The sequence below is a fragment of the Thauera terpenica 58Eu genome (genome assembly GCF_000443165.1).
Lineage (GTDB): Bacteria > Pseudomonadota > Gammaproteobacteria > Burkholderiales > Rhodocyclaceae > Thauera > Thauera terpenica.
Window position 1 is genome coordinate 32,257 of record NZ_ATJV01000042.1, and the last position, 13,034, is coordinate 45,290.

Annotated in this window: 15 protein-coding genes; 11 read left to right on the forward strand and 4 right to left on the reverse strand. The window is 67.1% G+C overall.

Annotated elements, in window-relative coordinates:
- Positions 1-139: 139 nt before the first annotated feature.
- The 6 genes from M622_RS24645 to M622_RS24670 all read left to right on the forward strand — a co-directional run bounded on the left by M622_RS24645 (position 140) and on the right by M622_RS24670 (position 4,657).
- The gene (locus tag M622_RS24645; RefSeq protein WP_021248236.1) at positions 140-706 is read left to right on the forward strand and encodes a YqgE/AlgH family protein; all 567 of its coding nucleotides are present in this window, start codon (positions 140-142) and stop codon (positions 704-706) included.
- Complete coding sequence (gene ruvX, locus M622_RS24650) at positions 699-1,199, forward strand: Holliday junction resolvase RuvX (protein ID WP_031346347.1); 501 nt, start codon at positions 699-701, stop codon at positions 1,197-1,199. Before M622_RS24645 ends, ruvX begins: the two co-directional genes overlap by 8 nt.
- Complete coding sequence (pyrR, locus tag M622_RS24655) at positions 1,186-1,701, forward strand: bifunctional pyr operon transcriptional regulator/uracil phosphoribosyltransferase PyrR (RefSeq protein ID WP_021248238.1); 516 nt, start codon at positions 1,186-1,188, stop codon at positions 1,699-1,701. The genes ruvX and pyrR overlap by 14 nt, the downstream gene beginning before the upstream one ends.
- 16 nt (positions 1,702-1,717) lie before the next feature.
- Complete coding sequence (locus M622_RS24660) at positions 1,718-2,677, forward strand: aspartate carbamoyltransferase catalytic subunit (RefSeq protein WP_021248239.1); 960 nt, start codon at positions 1,718-1,720, stop codon at positions 2,675-2,677.
- A 32-nt stretch (positions 2,678-2,709) separates the two neighbouring features.
- Positions 2,710-3,987: a dihydroorotase gene (locus M622_RS24665; RefSeq protein WP_021248240.1), complete on the forward strand. Its 1,278-nt coding sequence runs from the start codon at positions 2,710-2,712 to the stop codon at positions 3,985-3,987.
- Between the two features lie 73 nt (positions 3,988-4,060).
- Entirely contained in the window at positions 4,061-4,657 is a 597-nt protein-coding gene (locus M622_RS24670; RefSeq protein WP_021248241.1) for a Uma2 family endonuclease, read from the forward strand.
- A 13-nt stretch (positions 4,658-4,670) separates the two neighbouring features.
- Here the strand turns inward: M622_RS24670 and M622_RS24675 are convergent, their stop codons facing one another.
- The 3 genes from M622_RS24675 to M622_RS24685 form a co-directional block, all read right to left on the reverse strand.
- Positions 4,671-5,252: a YggT family protein gene (locus M622_RS24675; protein ID WP_021248242.1), complete on the reverse strand. Its 582-nt coding sequence runs from the start codon at positions 5,250-5,252 to the stop codon at positions 4,671-4,673.
- Between the two features lie 5 nt (positions 5,253-5,257).
- Entirely contained in the window at positions 5,258-6,082 is an 825-nt protein-coding gene (gene proC / locus M622_RS24680; protein ID WP_031346348.1) for a pyrroline-5-carboxylate reductase, read from the reverse strand.
- 79 nt (positions 6,083-6,161) lie between these two features.
- The gene (locus tag M622_RS24685) at positions 6,162-6,911 is read right to left on the reverse strand and encodes a YggS family pyridoxal phosphate-dependent enzyme (protein WP_021248244.1); all 750 of its coding nucleotides are present in this window, start codon (positions 6,909-6,911) and stop codon (positions 6,162-6,164) included.
- Between the two features lie 91 nt (positions 6,912-7,002).
- Between M622_RS24685 and M622_RS24690 the strand changes: the two genes are divergently transcribed.
- Together M622_RS24690 and M622_RS24695 are read left to right on the forward strand one after the other, a co-directional pair.
- Positions 7,003-8,046, forward strand: a complete 1,044-nt coding sequence (locus tag M622_RS24690; protein ID WP_021248245.1) for a type IV pilus twitching motility protein PilT — start codon at positions 7,003-7,005, stop codon at positions 8,044-8,046.
- Between the two features lie 119 nt (positions 8,047-8,165).
- Positions 8,166-9,299: a PilT/PilU family type 4a pilus ATPase gene (locus M622_RS24695; protein WP_021248246.1), complete on the forward strand. Its 1,134-nt coding sequence runs from the start codon at positions 8,166-8,168 to the stop codon at positions 9,297-9,299.
- A gap of 13 nt (positions 9,300-9,312) precedes the next feature.
- On the opposite strand, the gene M622_RS24700 is transcribed toward M622_RS24695, so the two are convergent.
- On the reverse strand, positions 9,313-10,488 hold the full coding sequence (locus M622_RS24700) for a THUMP domain-containing class I SAM-dependent RNA methyltransferase (protein ID WP_021248247.1): 1,176 nt from the start codon (positions 10,486-10,488) through the stop codon (positions 9,313-9,315).
- 127 nt (positions 10,489-10,615) lie between these two features.
- On the opposite strand from M622_RS24700, the gene mobA reads away from it, so the two are divergent.
- From mobA to M622_RS24715, 3 genes are all read left to right on the forward strand, one after another.
- Entirely contained in the window at positions 10,616-11,314 is a 699-nt protein-coding gene (mobA, locus tag M622_RS24705; RefSeq protein ID WP_021248248.1) for a molybdenum cofactor guanylyltransferase MobA, read from the forward strand.
- A 73-nt stretch (positions 11,315-11,387) separates the two neighbouring features.
- Entirely contained in the window at positions 11,388-12,728 is a 1,341-nt protein-coding gene (gene gorA / locus M622_RS24710) for a glutathione-disulfide reductase (protein WP_021248249.1), read from the forward strand.
- A 54-nt stretch (positions 12,729-12,782) separates the two neighbouring features.
- Positions 12,783-13,031: a hypothetical protein gene (locus M622_RS24715; RefSeq protein WP_021248250.1), complete on the forward strand. Its 249-nt coding sequence runs from the start codon at positions 12,783-12,785 to the stop codon at positions 13,029-13,031.
- Positions 13,032-13,034: the final 3 nt, after the last annotated feature.

Genomic DNA, 13,034 nt, shown 5'->3' on the forward strand with positions numbered 1-13,034 from the left:
CGGCGCGTGATTATGACTCAAGCCTCGTCACACGCTAAGGCGGCGCGCGCACAAGGAGCGCCGCAGCGGCGGCGACACAGGCCTCACCCAGCCCCCTCAGCGCCCACAAGAGCCTGACAAACCGCGTAAAATGAGCGCCATGGAAACCTCTACTTCCAACTTCACGCATCACTTCCTGATCGCCATGCCCAGCATGGCCGATCCTCATTTCGCCCGCACACTGACCTACATCGCCGAGCACAACGATCAGGGTGCGCTTGGCATCATCGTGAACCGGCCGATCGACATGACCCTTGCGGCGCTGTTCGAACGCATCGATGTGGCGCTCGAAGCCGAAGGCTTCGAGTCCCAGCCGGTCTATTTCGGCGGCCCGGTGCAGACCGATCGCGGCTTCGTGCTGCACCGTCCGCTGGGTGAGTGGCACTCGACGCTCAAGGTCAATGACGAGGTCGGCCTCACCAGCAGCCGCGACGTGCTGCAGGCGATCGCAGCCAGCGGCGAGCCACGCGAGGTGCTGGTCACGCTCGGCTACGCAGGCTGGACCGCCGGTCAGCTCGAACAGGAGCTGATGGACAACGCCTGGCTGACGGTGCCGGCCGACATGTCCATCGTGTTCGAGCTGCCGCCCGAAGAGCGCCTGGCGGCCGCACTGCAGACCCTGGGAGTCGACTTCGCCAATCTCAGCGAGGTCGCGGGGCATGCCTGACGCGGCAGTTGCCGCCTGTCCTGCCCAGCCTTCCCCGCCTGTGCGCAGCACGCCTCTACCACTGCGCGGCACCCTGCTCGGCTTCGACTTCGGTCTGGCGCGCATCGGCGTCGCCACCGGCGAGCTCGAAACCGGCCAGGCCAGTGCGCTCACCACGGTGCACGCTGAATCGGACAGCGCGCGCTTCCAGGCCATCGCCGCGCTCATCGCCGAATGGCGGCCGGTGGCACTGGTGGTGGGCATCCCGACCCATCTCGACGGCAGCGCGCACGCACTCACCGCACGCTGCCGTCGTTTTGCCAATCAGTTGCACGGCCGCTTCGGCCTGCCCGTGCTGCCGTGCGACGAGCGCCTGAGCTCGGTCGCCGCCGAAGCCGAACTGAGCAGCGCGGGCGTGAAGCACTGGCGCGCACGCAAGCCAGTGCTCGACGCGGTCGCAGCCCGCCTCATCCTGCAAACCTTTCTGGACGACCTCCGTCATGACCGAACTTGATGCCGAAGCGCTGTGCCAACAGCTCGCCGCACAGATGCGCCCGCATGTCACGCCCGCCACCGCGCTGGTCGGCATCTACACCGGCGGCCTGTGGCTGGCCGAGCGCCTGCATACCGAGCTCGGCATCACCCAGCCGCTGGGCGCAATCGACGTCTCCTTCTACCGCGACGACTACGCCAGCAAGGGCCTGCATGCAAAACCGCAGCGCACCGAGATCACCTTCAACGTCGATGGCGCGCACGTGATCCTGGTCGACGACGTGTTGTTCACCGGTCGTACCACGCGCGCCGCCCTCAACGAGTTGTTCGACTTCGGCCGCCCCGGCGTGGTCGAACTGGCGGTGCTGCTTGACCGCGGCGGCCGCGAGCTCCCGGTCGCCGCGCGCTACTGCGCCCACACCCTGGCCGAGCCGCTGCCGCGCTCGCAGAACCTTGAACTGCAGCGCGACGAAGACGGCCAGCTGACCTTCCAGCTCACCCAGACCCCCGCGGTCGAGCGCTGATTCCGAGGCAAGCCCGATGCGCAACCCCCAGCTCAACAAACACGGCGAACTGCAGCACCTGCTCACGCTCGACGGTCTGCCACGCGAAATCGTCACCACCATCCTCGACACCGCCACGCCCTTCGCTGCAGTCGCAGAGCGCGAAGTCAAGAAGCTGCCCTTGATGCGCGGCAAGAGCGTGTTCAACCTGTTCTTCGAGAACTCCACGCGCACCCGCACCACCTTCGAGATCGCTGCCAAGCGCCTGTCGGCCGACGTGGTGAACCTGAACATCAACACCAGCTCGGCGGCCAAGGGCGAGAGCCTGCTCGACACCGTCGACAACCTGTGCGCGATGCACGCCGACATGTTCGTCGTGCGCCACGCGGCAAGCGGCGCCCCGATGCTGATCGCGCAACACCTGCAGCACACCGGGCGCGACGACGTGCGCGTCATCAACGCCGGCGACGGGCGCCATGCCCACCCCACGCAGGGGCTGCTGGACATGTACACCATCCGCCACTTCAAGCACGACTTCACCAACCTGACCGTGGCCATCGTCGGCGACGTGCTGCACTCGCGCGTGGCGCGCAGCCAGATCGCCGCGCTGACCACGCTGGGTGTGCCCGAAGTGCGCGTCATCGGCCCGCGCACCCTGCTGCCGACCGAAGTGGAAAAGCTCGGCGTGCGCGTCTTTCACGACATGAGCGAAGGACTGAAGGGCGTGGATGTGGTGATGATGCTGCGCCTGCAGAATGAACGCATGAACGGCGCCCTGCTGCCCACGCCGCAGGAGTATTACAAGATCTGGGGGCTCACCGCCGACAAGCTCACGCTCGCCAAGCCCGACGCCATCGTCATGCACCCGGGGCCGATGAATCGCGGCGTCGAGATCGATTCGGCGGTGGCCGACGGCACCCAGGCGGTGATCCTGCCCCAGGTCACCTTCGGCATCGCCGTGCGCATGGCGGTGATGAGCATGCTGGGCAGCCACTGAGCCGCGCCCAGCACAGGCACAAGGATTCACCCATGAACATCCTCATTTCCAACGGCCGCGTCATCGATCCGGCCAGGCGCAGCGACAGCGTACAGAACGTCTATGTGGCCCACGGCAAGATCGTCGCGCTGGGCAGCGCCCCCGACGGCTTTCACGCTGAGCGCACGATCGACGCCAGTGGGCTGGTGGTCGCCCCCGGTTTCATCGACCTCGCCGCGCGCCTGCGCGAACCCGGCTTCGAATACCGCGCCACACTCGAGTCCGAGATGGAAGCGGCGATGGCCGGCGGCGTCACCAGCCTGGCCATTCCGCCCGACACCGACCCGACGCTGGACGAGCCCGGCCTGGTCGAGATGCTCACCTACCGCGCCAAGAAGCTCAATCGCGCCCACATCTACCCGGTGGGCGCGCTCACCCTGGGCCTCAAGGGCGAGCGCCTGTCGGAGATGGCCGAACTGGTCGAAGCGGGCTGCGTGGCCTTCTCCCAGGCCAACGTGCCCATCATCGACAACACCGTGCTGATGCGCGCGCTGCAGTACGCCGCCACCTTCAACTTCCGCGTCTGGCTGCAGCCCATCGCCCCCTTTCTCGGCCGTGGCGGCAACGCCCACGACGGCGAGATGGCGACGCGCATGGGTCTGGCCGGCATTCCGGTCGCCGCCGAGACGATCGCGCTGTACACCTACCTCGAGCTTGCCAAGATCACCGACGCAAGGCTGCACATCACCCGCCTGTCGTCCGCCGCCGGCCTCGCCCTCATCGAGCAGGCGCGTGCCGATGGCATGGACGTGAGCTGCGACGTGTCGATCAACCATGTACACCTGTCCGACATGGACATCGGCTATTTCAACCCCAACTGCCACCTCATCCCGCCCCTGCGCAGCCAGCGCGACCGCGAGGCCCTGAGCCAGGGCCTCGCCGAGGGCCGCATCAACGCCTTGTGTTCGGACCACACGCCGGTGGACGACGACGGCAAGCAGGTGCCCTTCTCCGAGGCCGAGCCCGGCGCCACCGGGCTGGAACTGCTGCTGCCACTGACGTTGAAGTGGGCAGAACGCGCCGGCGTGCCGCTGATGGACGCGCTCGCCCGCATCACCTCGGATCCCGCAAAGATCATCGGCATCACCAAGGCCGGCCACCTGTCGCCGGGCGCGCGCGCCGACATCTGCGTGTTCGATCCGCATGCGCACGCCATCATCAGCCGCGAAAACCTCAGGAGCCAGGGCAAGAACACACCCTTCCTCGGCCTGGAGCTGCCGGGCAAGGTGCGCTACACCCTGGTCGAAGGCGAGCTCATGTTCGACCACTGAGCGCGCGGCGCAAGCCAGGTCCGCGGGCGCTATACTCGGTGCAGATTGATCCGCCGCACACGAGGACAAAGCCATGGGCCTGGCACTACGCGACACCCACTTCCACACCTACGCCGACTACCTGAGCTGGCCGGACGACGTGCGCTACGAGCTCATCGACGGCATCGCCTTTGCGATGGCGCCGGCGCCGCTGCGCGTTCATCAGGAAATACTTGGCGCAATCTACCGTGAAGTCGCCAACGCGCTCGATGGCAAGCCCTGCCGCCCCTTCATCGCGCCCTTCGATGTCCGTCTGCCGCACGGCGACGAGGCCGACAGCGCCATCGACACCGTCGTGCAGCCCGATCTGGTGGTGGTCTGCGATCGCAGCAAACTCGACGAGCGTGGCTGCCGCGGCGCGCCGGACTGGGTGGTCGAGATCCTGTCGCCGTCGACCGCCGGCCACGACCTGATCATCAAGCGCCGGCTCTACGAGCGCGTGGGCGTGCGCGAGTACTGGCTGGTGCACCCGGTCGACCGCGTGGTCACGGTGTACCGCCTGCACCACGACCGTTCGCAGCCGAGCGGATTCGGCGCCCCCGACATCTACGAGCTCAAGGAAACCCTCGCCGTCGGCATCCTGCCCGAAGTCGTCATCGACTGGGAGCGCGCGCTGCAAAACGTCGGCTGAGACGCGGCCGGACTCAGGCCCCGAACAGCAGCGGCGCGAAGTTGTTGCGCACCCCACCCAGCACCATCAGCACGATCTGCAGCACCAGCAACAACACCAGCGGCGACAGGTCCACATTGGCGATGCTGGGCACGATGCGACGGAAAGGCCGCAGGAAGGGCGCGGCCAGCGCATGCAACAAGGGCGCCAGCGGCGCCTGCGGGCCGAACCACGACAGCACCGCCGAGCCCAGCACCACCGCGATCACCAGATACACGATCATCCGCATCAGCTCGATCAGGCCCACGCCCCACAGGCCGACCAGCACCGCACCGACATTACCGCTGAACACCGCGCCGTGCAGGCTGAGCTCGATTGCCACCATCAGCACCTGCACCACCCAGGCTGGCAGCAAGCTGGCCATGTCGAGGCCGAACACACCCGGCACAAAACGACGCAGCGGGCGCACCAACCAGTCGGTGGTGGTGACGACGAACTGGCCGATCTGGTTGCGAAAAGAAATGCGCTGCCACTGCATGTAGAAACGCGCCAGCAGCATCAGGGTGAGGAAGCCGCCCGCGGCATTGACGAGCAGCAGCAAGATATTGGTCAGCATCGCATTCAGTCCTTGCCCAGTTCAGCGCCGAGTTCACGCCCGCGCGCGGCCGCGGCCATCACCGCCGTGACCAGGGTGTCGTGCCAGCCTGCAGTCGCCAGGCTGGCGAGCGCGGCTTCGGTGGTGCCACCGGGCGAGGTGACCTTCTGGCGCAGCAGCGCGGGTGAGTCCTCCGCGCCGGCCGCCAGTCTGGCCGCACCCAACACGGTGTCGAGCGCGAGCTTGCGCGCATCGGCCGCCTCAAAGCCGAGCTTGCGCCCGGCCGCCTCCAGCGCCTCGATGAAGTGGAACACATAGGCCGGGCCGCTACCCGAAATCGCCGTCACCGCATCCATCTGCTCTTCGCTGCTCGCCCACACCGTGCTGCCGACCGCCGCCATGACGCGCGCCGCGAGCGCCCGCCCGGCCTCATCCACGCTCGGGTCGGCATACAGACCACTCACCCCGGCGCCGATCAGTGCCGGGGTGTTGGGCATGCAGCGCACCAGCCGGGCGTAGGGCTGCGCAGGCGTGCCCAGCCAGCGCGCGAGATCGCACAGACGCAGACCGGCGGCGATGCTGATGACAAGCTGTGCATCCAGCCTGCCGGCGAGCGGGGCCAGCGCCGCACGCATCTGTTGCGGCTTCACCGCCAGCACCAGCACATCGCACGCCAGCGCCGCGGCATCCGCCGCCTCCACCGCGCGCACGCCGAAACGTTCACCCAGTTGCGTGCGCAGCGCCGCACCCAGCTCGATGACCTGCACCGCCGCGGGCGCAAAGCCGCGCTCGATCAGGCCACCGATAAGGGCCGCCGCCATGTTGCCGCCGCCCAGGAAAGTGATCTTCATGCCAGTATTCTCGTGTGTGAATGTTGAGGAGCCGCGACGCTGCTGGGCCATCGCGACAGCGCAGCGTCCCTGGCGTACTTCATTTTTCGGTTGCAGCCTGGCGGTTGCGATCACCAAAGATGGCGCTGCCCACGCGCACGATGGTCGCCCCTTCCGCCACCGCCAGCTCGATGTCCTGCGACATCCCCATCGACAAGGTGTCGAGCGCCAGCCCGTCCGCCACCAGCCCCGCCTGCAGCTCACGCAGCAAGGCAAAGCGCGCGCGCAGCACGGCGGCATCAGCGCTCGGCTCGGGGATGCACATCAGCCCGCGCAGCTGCAGCCGCGGCAGGGCCGCCACCGCGTGCGCCAGCGCGCCCAGCTGCTCCGGCGCCACCCCGCTCTTGCTGTCTTCCGCGCTGACATTGACCTGAATGCACAGCTTGAGCGGCGCCAGGTGCGCCGCGCGCTGCTCGGCCAGGCGCTCGGCGATCTTCAGGCGGTCGATGCTGTGCACCCAGTCGAAGGTATTGGCCACGCGCCGTGTCTTGTTGCTCTGCAAGGGGCCGATGAAGTGCCACTCCAGCCCCGGCGCGGCCGGCTCTCGTTCGTCCGCCCCCAGCTCTGCCAGCCTCATTGCGCGCAAGGCCTCGACCTTGTCCGCCCCTTCCTGCACGTAGTTCTCGCCAAAGGCGCGCTGCCCGGCAGCCACGGCCTCACGCACCGCATCCGGCCCCCAGGTCTTGCTCACCGCGAGCAGGCTCACTGCGGCCGGATCCCGTCCTGCAGCCCTTGCCGCAGCGGCAATTCGCTGCTCTACCACGCGCAGCCGATCCGCGATTGTCGTCATGTATGTGGTCTATTCCTTCAGGCTAAAGCCACGAAAAGTATAACATTCAGCATTGATCGGTCCTTCTGGACCCTGCCGCTGGAGGAATACGATGGACATCACCGAACTGCTCGCCTTCGCTGTCAAGAACAAGGCCTCAGACCTTCATCTCTCGGCCGGCCTGCCGCCGATGATTCGCGTGCACGGCGACGTGCGCCGCATCAACCTGCCGCCGATGGAGCACAAGGATGTGCACGCCATGGCCTATGACATCATGAACGACGGTCAGCGCAAGCAGTACGAGGAAACCCTGGAGTGCGACTTCTCCTTCGCCGTGCCCAATCTTGCCCGCTTCCGCGTCAACGCCTTCAACCAGAACCGCGGCGCCGCCGCCGTGTTCCGCACAATTCCGACCAAGGTGCTGAGCCTCGAAGAGCTCAACTGCCCGAAGATCTTCAAGGACATCTCGGACGCTCCGCGCGGCATCGTGCTGGTGACCGGCCCCACCGGCTCGGGCAAGTCGACCACGCTGGCGGCGATGGTCGATTACGTCAACGAAAACAAGTACGGCCACATCCTCACCGTCGAGGACCCGATCGAATTCGTGCACGAGTCCAAGCGCTGCCTGATCAACCAGCGCGAGGTGCACCGCGACACCATGTCCTTCACCAACGCACTGCGCGCCGCCTTGCGCGAAGACCCGGACGTGGTGCTGGTGGGCGAAATGCGCGACCTGGAGACCATCCGTCTGGCGCTGACCGCGGCCGAAACTGGCCACCTCGTGTTCGGCACCTTGCACACCTCATCCGCGCCCAAGACCATAGACCGCATCGTCGACGTGTTTCCCGCCGCCGAGAAGGACATGGTACGTTCGATGCTGTCGGAATCCTTGCGTGCAGTCATCTCGCAGACCCTGCTCAAGACCAAGGACGGCCAGGGCCGCATCGCCGCGCACGAGATCATGCTCGGCACTCCGGCCATCCGTAACCTGATCCGCGAGAACAAGATCGCGCAGATGTACTCCTCGATCCAGACCAGCCAGACCCTGGGCATGCAGACCCTGGACCAGTGCCTGGCCGACCTGGTGCGACGCAACGTGGTCTCGGCCGCCGAAGCACGCATACGCGCGCAGAACAAGGACAGCATCCCTGGCTGAAGACGAAGACCCGCGCCGGCTCGCCGCCTGCGCCAGCCCAGCCCGACACGCGCCGAGCGCATTCACCAGCCCGTACCCACGCGCTCATCACGCGCCCGAACATGCAGGAGCTCACCCCGATGGAACGCGATCAGGCACTCAAGTTCATGAACGACCTGCTGCGGCTGATGCTGCAGAAGAACGGCTCCGACCTCTTCATCACGGTCGGCTTTCCGCCGGCGATCAAGATCGACGGCCGCATCACGCCGCAGTCGAATCAGGCCTTGCAGCCGCAGCACACCGCCGAGCTCGCACGCGCCATCATGAACGACCGTCAGGCGGCCGAGTTCGAGTCACGCAAGGAATGCAACTTCGGCATCTCGCCGGCAGGCGTGGGCCGCTTCCGCGCCAACGCCTTCGTGCAGCAGGGCAAGGTGGGGCTGGTGTTGCGCACCATCCCGCAGCGCATCCCCAAATTCGACGAACTCGGCCTGCCCGCGGTGCTCACCGACATCGCCATGTCCAAGCGCGGCCTGGTGATCTTCGTCGGCGGCACCGGCACCGGCAAGACCACCTCACTGGCGTCGATGGTCGATTACCGCAACGAGCACAGCTACGGCCACATCATCACGGTCGAAGACCCGATCGAGTTCGTGCACAACCACAAGCACTGCATCGTCACCCAGCGCGAAATCGGCATCGACACCGACTCCTGGGAGTCCGCCCTGAAGAACACGCTGCGCCAGGCGCCCGACGTGATCCTGATGGGCGAGATCCGCGACCGCGAGACCATGAACTATGCGATCGCCTTTGCCGAGACCGGCCACCTGTGCCTGGCCACGCTGCACGCCAACAGCGCCAACCAGGCCATCGACCGCATCATCAACTTCTTCCCCGAAGACCGTCGCCACCAATTGCTGATGGATTTGTCGCTCAACCTGCGCGCCCTGATCTCGCAGCGCCTGTTGCCGCTCAAGGAGCGCAAGGGCAGAGTGCCGGCGGTGGAGGTGATGCTGAACTCGCCGCTGGTCTCCGACCTGATCTTCAAGGGCAACGTGCCCGAGATCAAGGAGGTCATGAAGCGCTCACGCGAGCTCGGCATGCAGACCTTCGATCAGTCCCTGTTCGACCTCTACGAGAGCGGCCACATCACCTACGAGGACGCCCTGCGCAACGCCGACTCGCTCAATGACCTGCGCCTGCAGATCAAGCTCAACAGCAAGCACGACGAGCACACCAACATCAGCGGCATCCAGCACCTCGGCATCGTCTGATGCCGGCGGCGGCTCAGTCCGGTGCGCGCTCGGCGCCCTCACGCTCCTTGGGGCGGTTGCTGCCGGCCACCATGCGGTATTCGTAGAGCCGGCACTCCAGCGCACCGTTGAACAAGGGCGTGCGCCTGGTGGCCTTCAGCTTGATCAGCTTTGCCAGCGCCGGATCGGCGCTGAAGATGTAGCAGCGCCAACCGCCCCAGCGCTGCTTGAGCGCATCACCCAGGCGCGGGTAGAACTCGGCCAGCTCCTCGCTCTCGCCCAGGCGCACCCCATAGGGCGGGTTGGTCACCATCACGCCTGCGGCCGCGGGCGGCATGCGCTCGAGCAGATCGGCGCGCTCCAGCGTCACGCATTTCGCCAGCCCGCCCGCATCCAGGTTCACCCGCGTGCGCCGCACCCACTCGCCGACGATATCCGAGCCATGGATCGCCAGCGCACGCGGCACCTGGCGGCGTGCCTCAGCCGCACGGCGCACCGCCGCCCAGCCACTGCGGTCGTGATGACGAAACCTCTCGAAGCCGAAGCCGCGCCCCAGCCCGGGGGCAATGTCGAGGGCCATCATCGCCGCCTCGATGAGGAAGGTGCCGCTGCCGCACATCGGGTCGAGCAACACCTCGCCCGGCGTCCACCCCGCCAGGCGCAGGATGCCGGCGGCCAGGTTTTCCTTCAGCGGCGCCTCCACCGCCGCCGGCTTGAAGCCGCGTTTGAACAACGGCTCGCCCGAGGTATCGACATACAGGGTGACGGTGTCTGCGCTGAGAAAAGCGTGAATGCGCACCGCCGGGTTCGCCGTATCCACGTCCGGGCGCCGCCCGGCGACGGTGCGAAAGTGATCGCACACCGCATCCTTCACGCGCAAGGTGATGAACTCCAGGCTCTTCAGCGGCGACTTGCGCGCGGTGACGTAGATGCGGATGCTGTCGTCGGCGGTGAACCACTTCGCCCAGGTCACGCTGTAGGCCAGCTTGTAGATGTCCACCTCGGCGCGGTAGCGACCCTGCGCCACCTGCCACATCACGCGCGTGGCGAGACGGCTCTCGAGGTTGGCACGATGGCACACCGCCCAATCACCCTGCCACGCCACGCCGCCGTGCACCGCCTGCGCGCCCCTGGCGCCAAAGGATCGCAGCTCGTCCACCAGCAAGGCTTCGAGACCACGTGGACAGGGAGAAAAGAACGCTTCGGCCATTGCAGGCTCCGGACAGGGAACGGTCCGCATTGTACCGGGCACCCGCAAGCGGCGCCCGGCTGATGAAAGGCCTCGCCGCGCATTCAAACGCTTTCCGGGTGCGCCCCGGCACGGCCACAATGGAGGCATGAACACCTCCCGCCTCCCCAAGCGCGCAGCCGACAACCCCACCGCCGGACCGCAGCCTGCCCTCCCGCAGCCCAACGACCACATCAGCGCCGTCCTCCTCGCCGGCGGCCAGGGCAGCCGCATGGGTGGCGTCGACAAGGGTCTGGTCGAGCTCGCCGGCCAGCCCATGGCCGCGCACGTGCTCGCCCGCCTGGCGCCCCAGGTCGACGAGCTGCTCATCAACGCCAACCAGAACCTCGAGCGCTGGCAGAGCTTCGGCTACCCGGTATTCAGCGACGACTTCGGCGGTGCGGACGGCTTTTGCGGCCCGCTCGCCGGCCTGCATGCCGCGCTCGTGCGCGCACAGCACCCCCTGGTGCTCAGCGTGCCCTGCGACTCGCCTTTTTTGCCCACGGACCTGGTCGCGCGTCTCGCTCACGCCCTGCATGCCAGTGCCGGCACGCACGCCAGTGCTACACAACTCGCGGTGGCGACCACCGCGGGCCGGGCGCATCCGGTGTTCTGCCTGTGCCGGCGCGAGCTCGCGCCCCAGCTCGCCGACTTCCTCGCCGCCGGCGGGCGCAAGGTCGGCGCCTGGCACAGCACACTACGGGTGGTGGCCGTGCCCTTCGACGATGATCCGGCTGCGTTTCGCAACATCAACACCGCGGCCGAGCTCGGCGCGGCGGAGCAGGATCTGAAGCACAGCACAGCCTGAGCTTGCCTGCGGGCTGGACGGATCGCCAGGTCGATGCAAGACTGCGCCCGGTCAATCGCCTACGGAGCAAACAATGCAGACCTACGACTACATCGCCATCGGCGGCGGCAGCGGCGGCGTGGCCAGCGCACGGCGCGCCGCAGAATACGGCGCACGCGTGCTGGTGGTGGAGGCCGCGCGCCTGGGCGGCACCTGCGTGAACGTGGGCTGCGTGCCCAAGAAGGTGATGTGGTACGCCTCCGACATCGCACAAACCTTGCGCGACGCCGCCGGCTACGGCTTCAGCGTGGGCGAGAGCGCATTCGACTGGTCAGCGCTCAAGCTGCGCCGCGACGCCTATATCGCTCGCCTCAACGAGGTCTATGCCAATCTGCTCGACAAGGCGGGCGTCGATGTCGTCAGGGGCTTTGCGCAGTTCATTGACGCACAGACCATCGAGGTCGACGGCCAGCGCTTCAGCGCGCCGCACATCGTCATCGCCACCGGCGGGCTGCCAGTCGTGCCCGCCATCGAAGGCGCCGAACTGGGCATGGACTCCGACGGCTTCTTCGCCCTCGAACAACAGCCCCGGCGAGTGGCGATCGTCGGTGCGGGTTATATCGCAGTGGAGCTGGCCGGCGTGTTCAAGGGCCTGGGCAGCGAAGTCGACATGCTGGTGCGCGGCCCCCATCTGCTGCGCCACTTCGACGCCATGGTGCGCGACGAACTCGCCACCCACATGCAGGACAGCGGCCTGCGCCTGCATTTTGGCAGCGAGATCGAATCCATCGTCCGCCAGGCCGACGGCGCCCTGCAGATCAGCTGCAAGGACGGCCACACCCTGCAGGTCGACGCCTTGCTGTGGGCCACCGGCCGCCGCGCCAACACCGACCGCCTGCAACTGGACGCCGCCGGGCTCAGCGCCGACGACCACGGCATGATCAGGACCGATGCCTTTCAGAACACCACCGTGCCCGGCATCTACGCCATCGGCGACATCACCGGTGAGGCCGAGCTGACGCCGGTGGCGATTGCCGCCGGACGCAAGCTGGCCGCGCGTCTGTTCCTGAACCAGGCCGACAGCCGGCTTGACTACGAGGGCATCCCCAGCGTGGTCTTCAGCCACCCGCCGATCGGCACCGTCGGCCTCACCGAAGACGAAGCCCGCAAGCGCTTCGACGACGTCAAGGTGTACGCGACGCGCTTCACCGACATGTACCACGCCCTCACCGAGCACCGCCCCAAGACCGCGATGAAACTGGTGTGCGCGGGCGCCAACGAACGCATCGTCGGCCTGCACATCATTGGCAAGGGCGCCGACGAGATGCTGCAAGGCTTTGCCGTCGCGCTCAAGATGGGCGCCTGCAAGGCCGACTTCGACCGCACGGTCGCCATCCACCCCACCAGCGCCGAAGAACTCGTCACCCTGCGCTAGGACACCAGGACAGCCCACAGCATGCCGCCCACCACTCCGCCCAATGCCCCACCCATGACTTACGAACAACATCTCGACGAAGTCGCCACCCTGCTCTTCGAGCTTTATGAGCAAACCGAGGACGCGGCCATCAAGCTCGTGATGGCCGCGCAGGCGGACGATTTCTTCAGCCCGCATGACGATGATCCGTCCATGTGCACCCTGGAACGCGCGCAGGCCGATGCGCGCAGCGTGATGCGCAAATACGGCGCAGGGCAGCGACCGACCACCACGAAGGTGCCACCAAGGCCCCCGCGCCCTTGACTG

Coding starts and splice junctions, on each gene's coding strand:
- M622_RS24645 (WP_021248236.1), top strand. CDS start 140: ATGGAAACCTCTACTTCCAACTTCACGCATCACTTCCTGATCGCCATG.
- ruvX (WP_031346347.1), top strand. CDS start 699: ATGCCTGACGCGGCAGTTGCCGCCTGTCCTGCCCAGCCTTCCCCGCCT.
- pyrR (WP_021248238.1), top strand. CDS start 1,186: ATGACCGAACTTGATGCCGAAGCGCTGTGCCAACAGCTCGCCGCACAG.
- M622_RS24660 (WP_021248239.1), top strand. CDS start 1,718: ATGCGCAACCCCCAGCTCAACAAACACGGCGAACTGCAGCACCTGCTC.
- M622_RS24665 (WP_021248240.1), top strand. CDS start 2,710: ATGAACATCCTCATTTCCAACGGCCGCGTCATCGATCCGGCCAGGCGC.
- M622_RS24670 (WP_021248241.1), top strand. CDS start 4,061: ATGGGCCTGGCACTACGCGACACCCACTTCCACACCTACGCCGACTAC.
- M622_RS24675 (WP_021248242.1), bottom strand. CDS start 5,252: ATGCTGACCAATATCTTGCTGCTGCTCGTCAATGCCGCGGGCGGCTTC.
- proC (WP_031346348.1), bottom strand. CDS start 6,082: ATGAAGATCACTTTCCTGGGCGGCGGCAACATGGCGGCGGCCCTTATC.
- M622_RS24685 (WP_021248244.1), bottom strand. CDS start 6,911: ATGACGACAATCGCGGATCGGCTGCGCGTGGTAGAGCAGCGAATTGCC.
- M622_RS24690 (WP_021248245.1), top strand. CDS start 7,003: ATGGACATCACCGAACTGCTCGCCTTCGCTGTCAAGAACAAGGCCTCA.
- M622_RS24695 (WP_021248246.1), top strand. CDS start 8,166: ATGGAACGCGATCAGGCACTCAAGTTCATGAACGACCTGCTGCGGCTG.
- M622_RS24700 (WP_021248247.1), bottom strand. CDS start 10,488: ATGGCCGAAGCGTTCTTTTCTCCCTGTCCACGTGGTCTCGAAGCCTTG.
- mobA (WP_021248248.1), top strand. CDS start 10,616: ATGAACACCTCCCGCCTCCCCAAGCGCGCAGCCGACAACCCCACCGCC.
- gorA (WP_021248249.1), top strand. CDS start 11,388: ATGCAGACCTACGACTACATCGCCATCGGCGGCGGCAGCGGCGGCGTG.
- M622_RS24715 (WP_021248250.1), top strand. CDS start 12,783: ATGACTTACGAACAACATCTCGACGAAGTCGCCACCCTGCTCTTCGAG.